Below are 15,863 nucleotides of genomic sequence, written 5' to 3' on the forward strand. Positions count from 1 at the left end.
CGCCCGGTTACATATCGAACCCGGAAGCTAAGCCTCACAGCGCCGATGGTACTGCAGGGGGGACCCTGTGGGAGAGTAGGACGCCGCCGAACAATCTTTGGAGGACCCCTGGTCCCAGCGTTCAGCTGGGACCAGGGGTCCTTTTGTTTTTACAATGCTTGTGGTACCCGAAGACAGGAGTCACCCGATGTCCACCAACTCTCCCGACGACCGGCCGGAGCGCGATCAGCGGCGACGGGACGGTGGCGACCGCGGTGACCGTGGCGGCTACCGTGGCGGCCCGCGCCGGTCCAACGACCGTGGCGACGACCGCCGTGGCGGCGACCGTCCCTCCTTCCGCCGTGACGACCGAGGCGGCGACCGCGGTGGCGACCGTGGCGGCTTCCGCCGCGACGACCGTTCCGGTGACCGCCCCTCCTTCCGTCGCGACGACGACCGCGGTGGCGCCCGCCGTGACGACAGCCGCGGTGGCGACCGTGGCGGCTTCCGCCGCGATGACCGTTCCGGCGACCGTCCGTCGTTCCGTCGGGACGACGACCGTCGTGGTGGCGACCGCCCCTCGTTCCGTCGTGATGACAGCCGTGGTGACTTCCGCCGCGACGACCGTGGTGGCGACCGCCGCGATGACCGTGGCGGGTTCCGCCGTGACGACCGCTCCGGCGACCGTCCGGCCTTCCGCCGTGACGACAGCCGTGGCGGCGACCGCCCGTCCTTCCGTCGCGACGACGACCGTCGTGGTGGCGACCGCCCCTCGTTCCGTCGTGATGACAGCCGTGGTGACTTCCGCCGCGACGACCGTCGTGATGACCGCCGAGGCGACGACCGTGGCGGCTTCCGTGGCCGCGACGACCGCGGTGGCGACCGCGGCGGCTTCCGCCGTGACGACCGCTCCGGCGACCGCCCCTCCTTCCGCCGCGACGACAACCGTGGCGGGGACCGTCCGGCCTTCCGCCGTGACGACCGCTCCGGTGACCGTCCCTCGTTCCGTCGGGACGACAACCGTGGCGGGAACCGTCCGGGCTTCCGCCGCGACGAGCGTTCCGGTGACCGTCCCTCGTTCCGTCGTGACGACAGCCGTGGTGACTTCCGCCGTGACGACCGTGGCGGGGACCGTCCGGGCTTCCGCCGTGACGACCGTTCCGGCGACCGTCCGTCGTTCCGTCGGGACGACGACCGTCGTGGTGGCGACCGCCCCTCCTTCCGTCGCGATGACAGCCGTGGCGGGGACCGTCCGGCCTTCCGTCGTGACGACAGCCGCGGTGACTTCCGCCGCGACGACCGCCGTGACGACCGTCGCGATGACCGCCGTGGCGACGACCGTGGCGGCTTCCGTCGTGACGACCGCTCCGGCGACCGTCCGGCCTTCCGTCGCGACGACAGCCGTGGTGGGCCCCGTCGGGACGACCGTGGCGGCGACCGGGGTGGTTTCCGGGGTCGTGACGACCGTGGCGCCCGGCCGGGCGAGCGCGGTGGGTACCGGGGCCGCGACGACCGTGGCGGCGACCGGGGTGGATACCGTGGCCGTGACGAGCGGGACCGTGACCGCGAGCCGATCAAGCGGCTGCCGATCCCCGAGGACGTCACCGGCGACGAGGTCGACAAGGACGTCCGCCAGGAGCTGCAGAGCCTCCCGAAGACGCTCGCGGAGGACGTCGCCAGGAACCTGGTGATGGTCGCCCGGCTCATCGACGAGGACCCCGAGGGTGCCTACGGCTACTCCAGGGTTGCCCTGCGTCTGGCGTCCCGTGTGGCCGCCGTGCGCGAGGCCGCCGGTTTCGCGGCGTACGCCACCCAGAAGTACAGCGAGGCCCTGGCCGAATTCCGTGCCGCGCGTCGGATGACCGGCAACACCGAGCTGTGGCCCGTGATGGCCGACTGCGAGCGTGGGCTCGGGCGTCCGGAGAAGGCGCTGGACATGGCCGGTGCCCCCGAGGTGCAGAAGCTGGACAAGGCCGGCCAGGTCGAGATGCGGCTCGTCGCGGCCGGTGCCCGGCGTGACATGGACCAGCTGGACGCGGCCATCGTGACGCTCCAGAGCGCGGAGCTGGCCTCCAACTCCATCCAGCCCTGGACCGCCCGCCTGCGCTACGCCTACGCCGACGCCCTGCTGGCCGCCGGTCGGGAGACCGAGGCGCGGGAGTGGTTCGGCAAGGCCGTCGAGGCCGACCGCGACGGCAGCACGGACGCCTCCGACCGGCTCGCCGAGCTGGACGGCGTCGAGTTCGTCGACGCGATGGACGAGGACGACGCCGAGACCGAGACCGAGACCGAGACCGTGGTGACGGTCGTGGTCGACGAGAACACCACGACCGACGACGAGTCCGACGACGACGAGCCCTCGGACGAGGACGCGCCCGAGGCCGACGAGCCGAAGATCGTCCAGATCAAGGACTCCACCGAGGACTGATCCTCGCGCGGAACAACAGAAAGGGCGGGACCCCAGCGGTCCCGCCCTTTTTTCATGCCCGGAGCCGGTAGAAGCCCCGCCTCAGATGTCCACCACCCGCAGCACCAGCCCCGACGCGGGCTTCGGCCCGAAGGACGTCGACTTTCGCGGCATCGTCACCCCCTGCCGAGCCAGCTCGCGCACGACCTCCTCGCGTACCGGATGCAGCAGCACCGCCGTGCCGCCGCCGCGTTCCGCCTTGCTGACCGTGGCCGCCGTGTCGTGGATGTACGCGATGTGCGCGGGGGAGTCCTCGGGGATGTGCCACACCTGGTCGAGGAGCACGCTGTGCAGGACCGTCGCGTCCAGGGAGCGCCAGGCTTCCGGGTGGCCGGAAGGGACCGCGCGGGCCAGCAGGGCGGGGTCGGGCCGGTCCAGCAGATGGAAGTCGCCGTCGCCCGCCAGCAGGAAGGCGTTGCCCTCGGCGGCCGCCCCGGCGAGCGCCTCCAGCGCCTCGGGCAGCGGTACCGCGAGACGCCGTACCCGGAACAGGTCGCCCACCGCGGCGAGGGCGTCCGCCACCGGCAGGCCGTGCAGCAGGCGGTGGATGGCGCGGACGCGCAGCGGATAGCGGGCGGTGTCGACCAGCAGGACCAGGCCCTGGTCCCACGGGCCGGGGGAGGGCTGCTCGGCGCGGAGCAGGCGGTAGGTGGCCCAGCGGTGGTGGCCGTCGGCGATGAGGGCCTGGTGGTGGGCGAGGTCCTCGCGGACGAGGGCCAGCTCGGCGGGGTCGGTGAGGCCCCAGAGACGGTGCCGTACGCCGTCCTCGGTGGTCGTGGTCAGCAGGGGCGGGAGTTTCGCCGTGCGCTCGACGGCCTCGGAGGTGGCGCCGTCGCCGCGGTAGGTCAGCAGCAGGGGTTCCAGGTTGGCGCGGGTGGCGCGCATCAGGCCCGCGCGGTCGGCGACCACCGGGTCCATCACGTCCTCGTGCGGGAGGACGACGCCCTCCTCCGGCTCCGAGACGCGCAGGGCGCCGATGACACCGCGCTGGAGCAGCCCTTCCACGTCCTGCTGCTCGTACACGTACAGCGCGGGGACCGGGTCTGGGGCGAGGATGCCCGCGGCGAGCCAGCGGCGCAGGGTGTCGGCGGCCTGTTCGTTGCGCACGTCGGGCGTGTCGGCCTGGGGCAGGATCAGCCGGACGATGTTGTACGGGTCGGCGTCCTGGAGGTGGTGCAGGCCGTCCGGGCGTACGACCACGTCGTACGGCGGGGAGGTGACGGAGGCCAGACTGCCGACCCGTTCGGGGTCGTAACGAAGACCGCGGAACGGGGTGAGTTCCAGACCTCGGGGCGCCATTGCTTCCGAGTGACCTGCGATGTTCATCCCGGCATCGTACGTGTGCGAGCGCGTTGCGGGATGATCGGGGGAAAGAGCGTCGAACGAGGAGCGATACGGATGAGCCGGAGCGTCAGGACGAGCCCCGAGGGCAGTGAGCGGCCCCTGCACGAGGCGTACGACACGGCGCTGCTCGACCTGGACGGGGTGGTGTACGCGGGCGGCGAGGCCATCGCGCACGCCGTGGACTCGCTGGTCGACGCCCGCGCCGAGGGCATGCACCTCGCGTATGTCACCAACAACGCGCTGCGCACCCCGGACACCGTGGCGGACCATCTCACCGAGCTGGGCATACCGACCGATGCCGACGATGTCATCACCTCCGCGCAGGCGGTGGCCCGGCTGATCAGCGAGCAGGTCCCGGCCGGGGCGAAGGTCCTCGTCATCGGCGGTGAGGGGCTGCGGGTGGCGCTGCGCGAGCGCGGGCTGACCCCGGTGGAGTCGGCCGACGACGACCCGGCGGCGGTGGCGCAGGGGTACGGCGGGCCGGACTTCGCGTGGGGGCGGTTCGCGGAGGCGTCGTACGCGGTGGCGCGCGGGGTGCCGTGGTTCGCGTCCAACACCGACCTGACCATCCCGAGCGGGCGGGGCATCGCGCCGGGCAACGGCGCGGCGGTGGAGGTCGTCCGGATCGCCACCGGTGCCGAGCCGCAGGTGGCGGGCAAGCCGTTGCCCCCGATGCACAAGGAGACCATCCTGCGCACCGGCGCCAAGCGGCCGCTGGTGGTCGGGGACCGGCTGGACACCGACATCGAAGGCGCCTACAACGGCGAGGTCGACTCGCTGCTGGTGCTGACCGGCGTCACCGACGGCGCCCAGCTGCTCGCCGCGCCGCCGCAGCACCGGCCGACCTTCGTGGACGCCGATCTGCGCGGCCTGCTCACCGGGCAGCCGGAGGTGGCGCAGGAGGGCGAGGGCTTCCGCTGCGGGGGCTGGACCGCCACGGAGGGCTCCGGGCAGCTGGAGCTGTCGGGCGAGGGGTCCGCGCTGGACGGGCTGCGGGCGCTGTGCGCGGCGGCCTGGACGGCGGCCGGGGACGGCTCCTGCACGCTCGACGCGGAGAAGGCGCTGGCCAGGCTGGGTCTCTGAGGCTCCGCCACACGGGCGGGATCGAGATCAAATAGGAGGATAGGCTAACCTAACCGCGTGTTGGTCGAGAGTCCTCCGGAACAGCGCGCGGAAACCGCCGCCGCGCCCCCGAAGCGACGGCTGGTGCGCGCCCTCGGGCTGCTCCTCGCCGTCGTGCTGCTGGCGTTCGTCGCCATGGCGAGTATCGGCATCGGCGCCAAATCGCTGGCGCCGGACCTGATCTGGCACGGGCTGTTCCACGACAGCGGCACCTACGCCGACATCGTCGTACGGGACCGGATCTCCCGGACCGTCCTCGGCCTGCTGGCCGGGGCCGCGTTCGGGCTGTCCGGCTCGGTGCTCCAGGCGCTCACCCGCAACCCGCTGGCCGACCCCGGCCTGCTCGGCATCAACGCGGGCGCCTCCGCGGCCGTCGTCACCGCCATCACCTTCTTCGGCGTGACCTCGCTGAGCGGTTATGTCTGGTTCGCGTTCGCCGGTGCGGCGGCCGTGGGCGCGCTGGTGTGGTTCCTCGGCGGCAGCCGGGGCGCCACCCCGGTACGGCTCGCGCTGGCGGGCACCGCGATCGGGGCCGCGCTGTACGGGTACCTCCAGGCCGTCATGATCATGGACGACGAGGCGCTGTCCCGGATGCGCTTCTGGACGGTCGGCTCGCTGGACTCCGCGAACGACCGGACCATCGTCCAGGTGCTGCCGTTCCTGCTGGCCGGGATGGTCCTCTCGCTCGCCCTGGCCCGGCCGCTGAACGCCATGGAGATGGGCGACGACACCGCCCGCGCGCTCGGCGCCCACCTCAACCGCACCCGTGCGCTGGCCATGCTCGCCGCGACCGTGCTGTGCGGCGCCGCGACCGCCGCCTGCGGCCCGATCATGTTCGTCGGCCTGATGGTGCCGCACGTGGTGCGCTCCTTCACCGGGCCCGACCTGCGCTGGATTCTTCCGTACGCCGCCGTGCTGTCGCCCGTGCTGCTGCTCGGCGCCGACATCATCGGCCGACTCGTGGCCCGGCCCGCCGAGATCCAGGTCGGCATCATCACCGCGCTCATCGGCGGCCCGGTCTTCATCTTTCTCGTACGACGGCGGAGGACGGCCCAGCTGTGAAGACACTCTCCCGGAGCCGTGCGGTACGCACCCCCGGCGGGCTCTCGCTGCGCCTGGACCTACGCTCCCTCATCGTCGTCATCGCCCTGCTGGTCGCCGTGCTCGCCGCCGGTGTGGCCCTGATCGGCACCGGCGACGCCCACATCCCCGTCATGGACGTGCTGCGGACCCTCGTCGGGGACGGCAATCCGTACCAGGACTTCATCGTCAACGAGCTGCGGCTGCCCCGGCTGCTGGTCGGGCTGCTGGTCGGCGCGTCGCTGGGGCTCGGCGGGGCGCTGTTCCAGTCGATCTCCCGCAACCCGCTCGGCAGCCCTGACGTGCTCGGCCTCGCCCAGGGCTCCACCGCGGGCGCCCTGGTGATGATCGTGCTGTTCTCCGGCAGCGCCGCCGCCGTCACCGCGGGCGCGCTGGTCGGCGGCCTGGTCACCGGCATCGGCATCTATCTGCTCGCCTGGAAGCAGGGGGTGCACGGCTACCGGCTGGTCCTGGTCGGCATCGGTGTCTCGGCCGTGCTCACCGCCGTCAACGGCTACCTGATCACCAAGGCCGACATCGTCGACGCCGCGCGGGCCGTGGTGTGGATGACGGGGTCGCTCAGCGGCCGGGACTGGACCCAGGTCTGGCCGCTGCTGATCCTGTGCGCCGTCGTCGTCCCGCTGGTCCTCGCCAACGGGCGGGGCCTCAGGATGCTGGAGATGGGCGACGACGTGGCCCACGCCCTCGGCGTACGGGTGCACCGGGTACGGCTGGTGCTGATGGTGAGCGCCGTCCTGCTCACCGCCGCCGCCACCGCCGCCGCGGGCCCCGTCGGCTTCGTCGCCCTCACCGCGCCGCAGCTCGCCCGCCGACTGACCCGCTCGCCGGGCCCCAACCTCGTGCCGTCCCTGTGCATGGGCGCCGCCCTGCTGGTCACCGCCGACTGGATCTGCCAGCGACTCTTCGGCGCCGACCAGCTGCCCGTCGGCGTGGTCACCGGCGTCGTCGGCGGCGCCTATCTGCTCTGGCTGCTGGTCGGCGAGCGCCGGGCGGGCCGGGTATGAGCGCCGGAACCCGCGGACCGAAGTCGAACATCCCTAGGAGCACCAGCACCGTGAACCGCCTGTCCGCCGAGAACGTCACCCTCGCCTACGAACAGCGCGTCATCGCCGAACGGCTGTCGGTGGAGATACCCGACAACTCCTTCACCGTCATCGTCGGCCCCAACGCGTGCGGCAAGTCCACCCTGCTGCGGGCGCTGTCCCGGATGCTGAAGCCGACCGACGGCCAGGTGCTGCTCGACGGGCAGGCCATCCACTCGCTGCCCGCCAAGAAGGTCGCCCGCACCCTCGGTCTGCTCCCGCAGTCCTCCATCGCGCCCGACGGCATCACCGTCGCCGACCTGGTCGGCCGGGGCCGCTACCCGCACCAGGGGCTGCTGCGCCAGTGGTCGGCCGAGGACGAGCGGGTGGTCCAGGAATCCATGGCGCAGACCGGCGTCGCCGAACTCGCCGAGCGGTACGTGGACGAACTCTCCGGCGGCCAGCGCCAGCGCGTCTGGATCGCCATGGCCCTCGCCCAGCAGACCCCGCTGCTGCTCCTGGACGAGCCGACCACCTATCTCGACATCCAGCACCAGATCGACGTCCTCGACCTGTGCGCCGAGCTGCACGAGACACAGGGACGCACCCTGGTCGCCGTCCTGCACGACCTCAACCACGCGGCGCGCTACGCCACGCACCTCATCGCCCTGCGCGGCGGCGAGGTCATCGCCGAGGGCGCGCCGAGCGAGATCGTCACCGCCGACCTGGTCGAGCGGGTCTTCGGGCTGCGCTGCCAGGTCATCGACGACCCCGAGACCGGGACCCCGCTGGTCGTGCCCGCCGCCCGCAAGGCGCGGACGGCACCTCGGGCCGACGGGGTCACAGCAGCTTCCTGAGCCGGAACAGGTCCATCAGCCCCGCCTCCAGCTTCACCCGGCCCGAACCCCAGGCGGAGGCGAAGTTCAGCTGGCCGTCCACCAGGGCCACCAGGTCGTCCCCGGCCAGCGCCAGCCGGATCTGGGCCCGCTCCCTGGGCGGGCCCGGCAGGGTCTCGGCCACCTCGATCCGGGCGCCTCGCATGCGCCCGGCGAAGGTGACGTCCAGGTCGGTGACATGGCAGCTCACCGAGCGGTCCAGCGCGGCGGCCGCACCGGCGTCGCCCTCGGCGCCGCTCATGCTGTCCGAAAGCTTCTCCAGTGCCGTACGGCACTCCTCGATCGTGGCCATCGCGCACGACGGTACCCCAGGCGTTCGCGGTAGCGTCTGGGCATGAGCGAGTCCGTGTCCCCGGCGCCCCAGTCCGGCCCCGCCGCCCCGGCGCCCCTGGCCGTCCCCCGCACCCCCACCGGGGACGCCGGGGTCGACGCCCGCCTGGCCCGGCTGGCCGACGCCGACCACCTCCCCACCGACGGACACCTCGACGTGTACGAGGATGTACACCGGGGGCTGCGCGACGCGCTGGACGCGCTCGACGCCCGGTGAGGCCGCGCCCGCACCGCCCGTACCACCCGCACGAAGAACTTGAGCAGGAGCTGAACCGAACGTGGCAGGAGTCGCACGCCGCCGTCTCGACGCGGAACTGGTCCGCCGCAAGCTGGCGCGCTCGCGCGAGCACGCCAGCCAGCTGATCGCCGCCGGACGGGTCACCGTCGGCAAGACCGTGGCGACCAAGCCGGCCACCCAGGTGGAGACCGCCGCCGCGATCGTGGTCCTGAAGGACGACACCGAGCCCGACTACGTCTCCCGCGGCGGCCACAAGCTCGCCGGTGCCTTCGCCGCCTTCGTCCCCGAGGGCCTGGTGGTCGAGGGGCGCCGCGCCCTGGACGCGGGCGCCTCCACCGGCGGCTTCACCGACGTCCTGCTGCGCGCGGGCGCCGCCCAGGTCGTCGCCGTGGACGTCGGATACGGACAACTCGCCTGGTCCTTGCGGAACGATGAACGGGTCATCGTCAAGGACCGTACGAACGTACGCGAGTTGACGCTCGAGGGGATCGACGGGAAGCCGGTGGACCTGGTGGTGGGCGATCTGTCCTTCATCCCGCTGGGTCTGGTGCTGCCCGCCCTCAAGCGGTGCGTGACGCCGGACGCCGATCTGGTGATGATGGTCAAACCGCAGTTCGAGGTGGGTAAGGAACGGCTGGGCAGCGGGGGTGTCGTACGGAGTCCGCAGCTGCGGGCGGACGCCGTGCGCGGGGTGGCCGACAAGGCGTGGGAGCTGGGTCTCGGGGTGCGAGGAGTCACCGCGAGTCCGCTGCCGGGCCCGTCCGGCAACGTCGAGTACTTTCTCTGGCTGCGCGCCGGAGCCCCCGAGATCGACCCGGCCGACATCGATCGTGCAGTGGCGGAGGGGCCGCGTTGACACAGAACCGAGCGCGTACTGTTTTCCTGCTCGCCCACACCGGGCGTCCCGCGGCGATCCGCAGCGCGGAACTCGTGGTCAAGGGACTGCTGAGGTCCGGCATCGGGGTGCGGGTGCTGGAGGAGGAGGCGCGCGACCTGCCGCTGCCCGGGGAGCCGGACGGGGTCGAACTCGTCAAGGAGGCGACACCGCAGTCACTCGACGGCTGTGAACTGCTCATCGTCCTCGGTGGTGACGGCACCCTGCTGCGCGGCGCCGAGTTCGCCCGCGCCTCCGGGGTGCCGATGCTCGGCGTCAACCTCGGCAGCGTCGGCTTCCTCGCCGAGGCCGAGCGGGACGACCTGGACCGGGTGGTGGACCGGGTGGTGGCCCGCTCCTACGAGGTCGAGGAGCGCATGACCATCGACGTGGTCGTGCACCGCAACGGCGACATCGTGCACACCGACTGGGCGCTGAACGAGGCGGCCGTGCAGAAGGTGTCCGCCGAGAAGATGCTCGAAGTGGTGCTGGAGATCGACGGCCGCCCGGTCACCGCGTTCGGCTGCGACGGCATCGTCCTCTCCACCCCCACCGGCTCCACCGCCTACGCGTTCTCCGCCGGGGGACCGGTGGTGTGGCCCGAGGTGGAGGCGCTGCTCATGGTGCCGATCAGCGCGCACGCCCTGTTCGCCAAGCCGCTGGTCACCTCCCCCGACTCGGTCCTCGCGGTCGAGGTGCTCCCGCACGTCCCGCCGGGTGTGCTGTGGTGCGACGGACGCCGCACCATCGAGCTGCCGCCCGGCGCGCGGGTCGAGGTCCGGCGCGGCGCGGTACCGGTCCGGCTCGCCCGGCTGCACCACGCCTCCTTCACCGACCGGCTGGTGGCGAAGTTCGCCCTGCCGACCACCGGCTGGCGCGGCGCCCGGGACCACTCCTCGGAGTGACAGGGGCGGCCCGTGTGCGCCGCGCGCCCCGGACCTCGTAAGGTCTGTTCCGTGTTGGAGGAGATGCGGATACGGTCGCTCGGGGTCATCGACGACGCCGTGGTCGAGCTGTCGCCGGGGTTCACCGCGGTCACCGGTGAGACGGGCGCGGGCAAGACCATGGTGGTCACCAGCCTGGGGCTGCTGCTCGGCGGGCGCGCCGACCCGGCGCTCGTACGGATCGGTGCGGGCAAGGCGGTGGTGGAGGGGCGGATCGCCCTGGCCGCCGGTTCCTCCGCCGTCGTACGCGCCGAGGAGGCGGGGGCCGAGCTGGACGACGGGGCCCTGCTGATCAGCCGTACCGTCTCCGCCGAGGGCCGCTCCCGCGCGCACCTCGGCGGGCGCAGCGTGCCCGTGGGGCTGCTCGCCGAGCTGGCCGACGAACTGGTGGCCGTGCACGGCCAGACCGACCAGCAGGGCCTGCTGAAGCTGTCCCGGCAGCGGCAGGCCCTGGACCGGTACGCGGGCGACGCCGTCTCCGGGCCGCTGGCCGCGTACACCGAGGCGTACAAGCGGCTGCGGGCCGTCGCCGTCGAGCTGGACGAGATCGTCACCCGCGCCCGCGAGCGCGCCCAGGAAGCCGACCTGCTGCGCTACGGCCTGGACGAGATCGCCGCCGTGGAGCCGCGCGCCGGGGAGGACACCGAACTCGCCGAGGAGGCGGACCGGCTCGGACACGCCGAGGCGCTGGCCGCCGCGGCCGCCGCCGCGCACGCCGCCCTCGCGGGCAACCCCGAGGACCCGGAGGGCATCGACGCCTCCACCCTGGTCGCGGGCGCCCACCGGGCGCTGGAGGCGGTCCGGGCCCACGACCCGGCGCTGGCCGCGCTCACCGACCGGATCGGGGAGATCGGCATCCTCCTCGCCGACGTCGCCGGTGAGCTGGCGGGATACGCCGACGACCTGGACGCCGACCCGCTGCGGCTGGCCGCCGTGGAGGAGCGCCGGGCCGCGCTGACCGCGCTGACCCGGAAGTACGGCGAGGACATCGACGCCGTACTCGCCTGGGGCGAGCAGGGTGCCGCGCGGCTGACCGAGCTGGACGGCGACGACGAGCGGATCGGTGAACTCACCGCCGAGCGCGACGCCCTCGGCGTCGAACTGGCTGCCCTCGCCGAGGCGTTGACCAAGGCGCGCACCGAGGCTGCCGAGCGGTTCGCCGCCGCCGTCACCGCCGAACTGGCCTCGCTGGCGATGCCGCACGCCCGCGTCTCCTTCGACATCCGGCAGACCGAGGACCCCGACGGCATCGAGGCGGGCGGCCGCACGGTCGCCTACGGGCCCACCGGTGTGGACGAGGTCGAGCTGCTGCTCGCCCCGCACCCCGGCGCCCCGCCCCGGCCCATCGCCAAGGGCGCCTCCGGCGGTGAGCTGTCCCGCGTGATGCTCGCCGTGGAGGTCGTCTTCGCGGGCACCGACCCGGTGCCGACGTACCTCTTCGACGAGGTAGACGCCGGGGTCGGCGGCAAGGCGGCCGTGGAGATCGGGCGGCGGCTGGCGAAGCTCGCCCGCACCGCGCAGGTCGTCGTGGTCACCCACCTGCCGCAGGTCGCCGCGTTCGCCGACCGGCAGCTGCTGGTGGAGAAGACCAACGACGGCTCGGTCACCCGGTCCGGCGTGAAGGTCCTGGAGGGCGAGGACCGCGTCCGTGAGCTGTCCCGGATGCTGGCGGGCCAGGAGGACTCCGAGGCGGCCCGCGCCCACGCCGAGGAACTCCTCGCCACCGCCCGCGCGGAGGACTAGGGCGTGTCCCGCCTCGCCGCCCTGTGCGCCTCTGCCCTGCTCACCCGCGGGCTGACGGCGGCCCTCCGGAGGAGCGCGCCGGGCGGACGCGCCCGCTGGGAGCGGAAGAACCGCGCCGGTCGCACCGTCGACCTGTACGCCGGTCCGGCGAGCGCCGCCGCCACCGCGCTCGCCGCCGCCCGGGTCCACCCGGCGGCCGGGCTCGCCGTGCTGGCCGCCGGGGCCTGCGGGGCGTACGACGACATCGCCGGGGCCGACGACCCGCGCCGCGGCTTCCGCGCCCACCTCGGCGCCCTGCGCACGGGCGAGATCACCTCCGGCGCGGTCAAGTTGTTCGGCATCTCCGCCGCCGCGCTGGCCGCCGGTTGTTCGCTGAAGGAACGCCCGCTCGACCGGCTGCTCGCGGGCGTCGTCATCGCGGGCGCCGCGCACACCGCCAACCTGGTCGACGTACGCCCCGGCCGCGCGGCGGGCGCCGTACTCGCGCTCGCGCTGCCCGGCCTCGCCCGGCGCGGGCCCGGCGGCGCGCTGGCCGCCGTCGCGGCGGGCGGGGCCGCCGCCGTGCTCCCGGAGGACCTGGGGGAGCGGGCCATGCTCGGCGACACCGGCGCGCACGCCCTGGGCGCGGCGCTCGGCGCCGCCGCCGCGGCGGCCAACGGGCGCGCGGGCCTCCTCGTGCACGCCGCCGCCGTGGTCGCCGCGACGGTGTACGGGGACCGGGTCACCGCCTGGGCGCGCGTCCTGTGAGCCGCTGACCTCGCGGTACGCTCCCGGCGCGGCTCCGCCGGGCCGACGGCCGCTCTCACTCGTACGGGTGAGATGCGCCGGCGCATTGCCACCGCGCGCGGGCTGGTGGGTCCGCCGGGATTTCCCGGAACAGCCGTACGTACTGGCATGCTTGACGGTGTGCCGCCTCCGGGTGGCGGCCCCACGCGGCCCGTCGTACCCCGCTTCCGCCGTTTCGCCGTTCGCTACCTTCTGTACGTCCCCCCATGACCCACCCACCGCCCCGAACCAGGAGCCCCGGCCTTCGTGAGCCCCGTGAGCAGCAACGCCCCGCACGGCCGGTCCTCGCTGCGCACCGTGCAGGTGCTCGGCGGCGGCAACGCCGGGAGCAGCGCCCATGTGCGCTCGCTGGCCGAGGGGCTGGTCGCGCGGGGCGTGCGGGTCACCGTGTGCGCCCCGGCGGAGGCCGACCACGCCTACGACTTCCAGGGCACCGGCGCCGACCACGTGCCCGTGCCCCGCAGCAGCGACCCGGCGGCCGTGGCCCGGCTCCGGGCGGCCTGCGCGGACGCCGACCTGGTGCACGCGCACGGGCTGCACGCCTCCTTCCGCGCCGCGCTGGCCCTCGGCGGACGCGCCACCCCGCTGGTCGTCACCTGGCACGACCGGGCGCACGCCGAGGGCGCGCGGGCGCATCTGCTGCGGCTGCTGGAGCGGCGCGTGGCGCGGGCCGCCGCCGTGATCCTCGGCACCAGCTCCGCCCTGGTCGACCGGGCCCGCCGTACCGGCGCCCGCGACGCCCGGCTCGGCGCGATGGCCCTGCCGGGCCGCCCCCGGCCCGCCGCGCCGGAGGACCCGGACCGGCCCTCGGCCAAGCTCCGCGCCGAACTCGGCGCCACCGACCGCCCGTTGCTCCTCGCCGTCGGCTCCCTCGACCGGCACCGGGGCTACGACGTGCTGCTGGACGCCGCCCGCGTCTGGAGCACCCTCGATCCGCAGCCGCTCACCCTCGTCGCCGGTGAAGGTCCCCTCCGCCCCGAGCTGCAACAACGCATCACGGACGAGGAGTTGCCCGTCCGGCTGCTCGGCGTCCGCGACGACGTCCCCGAACTCCTCGCGGCCGCCGACCTCGCCCTGCTCACCAGCCGCTGGGAGTCCCGCCCCCTCCTCGCCCAGGAGGCCCTGCACGCCCGCGTCCCCCTGGTCGCCACCGCGGTCGGCGGCGTCCCGGACCTGGTCGGCGACGCCGCCGAACTCGTCCCCTACGGCGACCCGCGCGCCCTCGCCGACACCGTCACCCGCCTCCTCGCCGACCCCGAACGCCGCGAGCAGCTCGCCGAGCGCGGCACCCGACAGGCGTCCGGCTGGCCGACCGAGGACGACACGATCGCGCAAGTGCTGAGCATCTACGACGAGTTGACTCAACCGCTGGCGCTGCTCTAGCAGCCTTGCTCTAGTCCACGTGCCGTCGGGCGCGCAGGGCCAGGCTCAAGGCCAGTACCGTCTGCGGGTCGTCGAGGTCGGAGTCGAGCAACTCGCCTATGCGGGCGAGACGGTTGTAGAGGGTCTGGCGGTTGAGGTGGAGTTCGCGGGCGGTCTCCGCCTTGCGGCCCGCGTGGGCGAGGTAGGTCTCCAGGGTCGGGAGCAGTGGCGGTTTCGCGCGGCGGTCGTGCTCGCGCAGCGGCCCGAGCGCCCGGTCCACGAACGCCGCCAGGTCCGGGTGGTCGCGCAACCGCCACAGCAGCAGGTCGGTGTCGAGGCGGCGGGCGTCGTACCAGGGCTGGTCGGTCAGGCCCTGTGCGGCCGTCGCCGTCTCCGCCGCGTGCCGCAGCCCCGCCGAGGCCGCCGCCCAGTCGCCCGGCAGCCCCACCACCACGACCGGCGGCCTGGCCCCCGGCCGGACCATCCCGGCCCGCTCCGCGCCCGCCCGCAGCGCCGCCGCCACCCGGTCCGCGACCGGCGCCCGGTCGCCCGCCGAGCGCAGCCCCACCAGCACCGGCACCCGGCCCTCCACCGGCCGCACCCCCGGCAGCACCGGCACCCCCACCGACGCCAGTTCCTCCCCGACCGCCCGCGCCAGCACCGCCCAGCCGCCCACCGGGGACAGCGCGTCCCCCACCCGCATCACCACCGGCAGCAGCGGGCCGTCACCCGGCCGGAACCCCAGCACCCGGGCCTGCGCCGGAGCGTCCCCGGCCCGCACCCGGCCCTCGGCGAGATCGGTCAGGAAGTCGCCCCGGCCACGCGCCGCCAGCTCCTCCTCCTGCCGGGCCTGCATCAGCACCACCGCCACGGTCCCCGCCGCCCGCTCGGCCGCGATCCGGTGCACCGGCGCCAGCGGCGCCCCGACCGGCAGCAGCACCAGCCGCGCCCGCACCCCGGCCGCCCCCGCGCCCCCGCCCGGCACCTCCACCAGCAGCGCGCCCGACGGCGGCGGCTCCGCCCGGTGCGGACCGCGCAGCCCCTCCCACACCTGCAAGGGGTCCGCGCCCTCGGGGCCCGGCCCGGCCGCGTACAGCAGGCGGCCGTCCGCCGTCTCCAGGAACACCGGGTTCGCGCAGAAGTCCGCCAGGATGGTGAGCAGTTGCGGCACCCCGCCCCCGCCGAGCAGCGCCTCCGTACAGCGGCGGTGCACGTCCTCCGCCCGCTGGAGCAGCGCGTAGTGGCCGTTGACGATCTCGGTGTGGATCTCCTCGGTGACCGCCACGAACGGCACCTCGCGGTGCAGCTGGACCAGCGGCAGGCCGGTCGCCCGCGCGGTGTCCACCAGGGCGGCGGGCAGCCGGGTGAAGCGCTGGCCCAGCTCCACCACCAGCGCGGCGATGTCCCGCTCCGCCAGCGTGCGCACGAACGCCCGCTGCTCGGCCGGGCGCGTGCCCAGCCCGTACCCGGTGGTCAGCAGCAGTTCGCCGCCCTTGAGCAGCTTGGCGATGTGCGGGACCTCGCCCGCGTGCACCCAGCGCACCACGCGCTCCAGCCGGTCCTCGCCCGCCACCACCTCCGGCAGCCCGCCCCGCAGCCCCGGCAGCTCCAGCGCCCGCCGCACGGTGATCCCGCCGCCCTCAGTGCTCATGCGC

Annotated in this window: 14 protein-coding genes, 1 rRNA gene and 1 pseudogene; 13 read left to right on the top strand and 3 right to left on the bottom strand. The window is 74.3% G+C overall.

Going from position 1 to position 15,863, the window contains the following annotated elements; translation table 11 throughout:
- The 3 genes and pseudogenes from rrf to ACI2LY_RS28030 form a co-directional block, all read left to right on the top strand.
- Positions 1 to 92: ribosomal RNA gene (rrf, locus tag ACI2LY_RS28020) — 5S ribosomal RNA — on the top strand; the annotation flags it as partial.
- A gap of 95 nt (positions 93 to 187) precedes the next feature.
- A pseudogene (locus ACI2LY_RS28025) lies at positions 188 to 1,069 on the top strand (tetratricopeptide repeat protein); the annotation flags it as partial.
- A gap of 492 nt (positions 1,070 to 1,561) precedes the next feature.
- A complete protein-coding gene (locus ACI2LY_RS28030; protein ID WP_404709851.1) occupies positions 1,562 to 2,407 on the top strand; it encodes a hypothetical protein in 846 nt (281 codons plus the stop codon).
- A gap of 81 nt (positions 2,408 to 2,488) precedes the next feature.
- Here the strand turns inward: ACI2LY_RS28030 and ACI2LY_RS28035 are convergent, their stop codons facing one another.
- Positions 2,489 to 3,772, bottom strand: coding sequence for a DUF1015 family protein (locus ACI2LY_RS28035; RefSeq protein WP_404709578.1), 1,284 nt, complete (start codon positions 3,770 to 3,772; stop codon positions 2,489 to 2,491).
- Positions 3,773 to 3,844: 72 nt separating this feature from the next.
- Here ACI2LY_RS28035 and ACI2LY_RS28040 point away from each other — a divergent pair, with 72 nt between their 5' ends.
- Genes ACI2LY_RS28040 through ACI2LY_RS28055 form a run of 4 tightly spaced genes read left to right on the top strand, consistent with a single transcriptional unit; the run spans position 3,845 to position 7,892 of the window.
- Positions 3,845 to 4,873, top strand: coding sequence for an HAD hydrolase-like protein (locus tag ACI2LY_RS28040; RefSeq protein WP_404709579.1), 1,029 nt, complete (start codon positions 3,845 to 3,847; stop codon positions 4,871 to 4,873).
- A gap of 57 nt (positions 4,874 to 4,930) precedes the next feature.
- Complete coding sequence (locus ACI2LY_RS28045; RefSeq protein WP_404709580.1) at positions 4,931 to 5,974, top strand: FecCD family ABC transporter permease; 1,044 nt, start codon at positions 4,931 to 4,933, stop codon at positions 5,972 to 5,974.
- Positions 5,971 to 7,017, top strand: coding sequence for a FecCD family ABC transporter permease (locus ACI2LY_RS28050; protein ID WP_404709581.1), 1,047 nt, complete (start codon positions 5,971 to 5,973; stop codon positions 7,015 to 7,017). Before ACI2LY_RS28045 ends, ACI2LY_RS28050 begins: the two co-directional genes overlap by 4 nt.
- Entirely contained in the window at positions 7,014 to 7,892 is an 879-nt protein-coding gene (locus ACI2LY_RS28055; protein WP_404709582.1) for an ABC transporter ATP-binding protein, read from the top strand. Before ACI2LY_RS28050 ends, ACI2LY_RS28055 begins: the two co-directional genes overlap by 4 nt.
- Here ACI2LY_RS28055 and ACI2LY_RS28060 read toward each other — a convergent pair.
- Positions 7,876 to 8,223, bottom strand: coding sequence for a sterol-binding protein (locus tag ACI2LY_RS28060; protein ID WP_404709583.1), 348 nt, complete (start codon positions 8,221 to 8,223; stop codon positions 7,876 to 7,878). The two genes, ACI2LY_RS28055 and ACI2LY_RS28060, sit on opposite strands and share 17 nt — an antisense overlap.
- Before the next feature lie 42 nt (positions 8,224 to 8,265).
- Here ACI2LY_RS28060 and ACI2LY_RS28065 point away from each other — a divergent pair, with 42 nt between their 5' ends.
- The 6 genes from ACI2LY_RS28065 (at position 8,266) to ACI2LY_RS28090 (ending at position 14,229) form a co-directional block, all read left to right on the top strand.
- A complete protein-coding gene (locus ACI2LY_RS28065; protein ID WP_404709584.1) occupies positions 8,266 to 8,478 on the top strand; it encodes a hypothetical protein in 213 nt (70 codons plus the stop codon).
- Positions 8,479 to 8,539: 61 nt separating this feature from the next.
- Positions 8,540 to 9,355: a TlyA family RNA methyltransferase gene (locus ACI2LY_RS28070; RefSeq protein ID WP_404709585.1), complete on the top strand. Its 816-nt coding sequence runs from the start codon at positions 8,540 to 8,542 to the stop codon at positions 9,353 to 9,355.
- On the top strand, positions 9,352 to 10,278 hold the full coding sequence (locus ACI2LY_RS28075; RefSeq protein WP_404709586.1) for an NAD kinase: 927 nt from the start codon (positions 9,352 to 9,354) through the stop codon (positions 10,276 to 10,278). The genes ACI2LY_RS28070 and ACI2LY_RS28075 overlap by 4 nt, the downstream gene beginning before the upstream one ends.
- Before the next feature lie 63 nt (positions 10,279 to 10,341).
- Positions 10,342 to 12,060, top strand: a complete 1,719-nt coding sequence (recN, locus tag ACI2LY_RS28080) for a DNA repair protein RecN (protein WP_404709852.1) — start codon at positions 10,342 to 10,344, stop codon at positions 12,058 to 12,060.
- A 3-nt stretch (positions 12,061 to 12,063) separates the two neighbouring features.
- Positions 12,064 to 12,807, top strand: coding sequence for a hypothetical protein (locus ACI2LY_RS28085; RefSeq protein WP_404709587.1), 744 nt, complete (start codon positions 12,064 to 12,066; stop codon positions 12,805 to 12,807).
- 285 nt (positions 12,808 to 13,092) lie between these two features.
- Entirely contained in the window at positions 13,093 to 14,229 is a 1,137-nt protein-coding gene (locus ACI2LY_RS28090) for a glycosyltransferase family 4 protein (protein ID WP_404709588.1), read from the top strand.
- Positions 14,230 to 14,239: 10 nt separating this feature from the next.
- Here ACI2LY_RS28090 and ACI2LY_RS28095 read toward each other — a convergent pair whose 3' ends face one another.
- Positions 14,240 to 15,859 carry a PucR family transcriptional regulator gene (locus tag ACI2LY_RS28095; protein WP_404709589.1) on the bottom strand — a complete coding sequence of 540 codons (1,620 nt, stop codon included), beginning with the start codon at positions 15,857 to 15,859 and terminating at the stop codon, positions 14,240 to 14,242.
- Between the last annotated feature and the right edge of the window lie 4 nt (positions 15,860 to 15,863).

It is taken from the genome of Streptomyces sp. NPDC002176 (genome assembly GCF_044903645.1).
GTDB lineage: Bacteria > Actinomycetota > Actinomycetes > Streptomycetales > Streptomycetaceae > Streptomyces.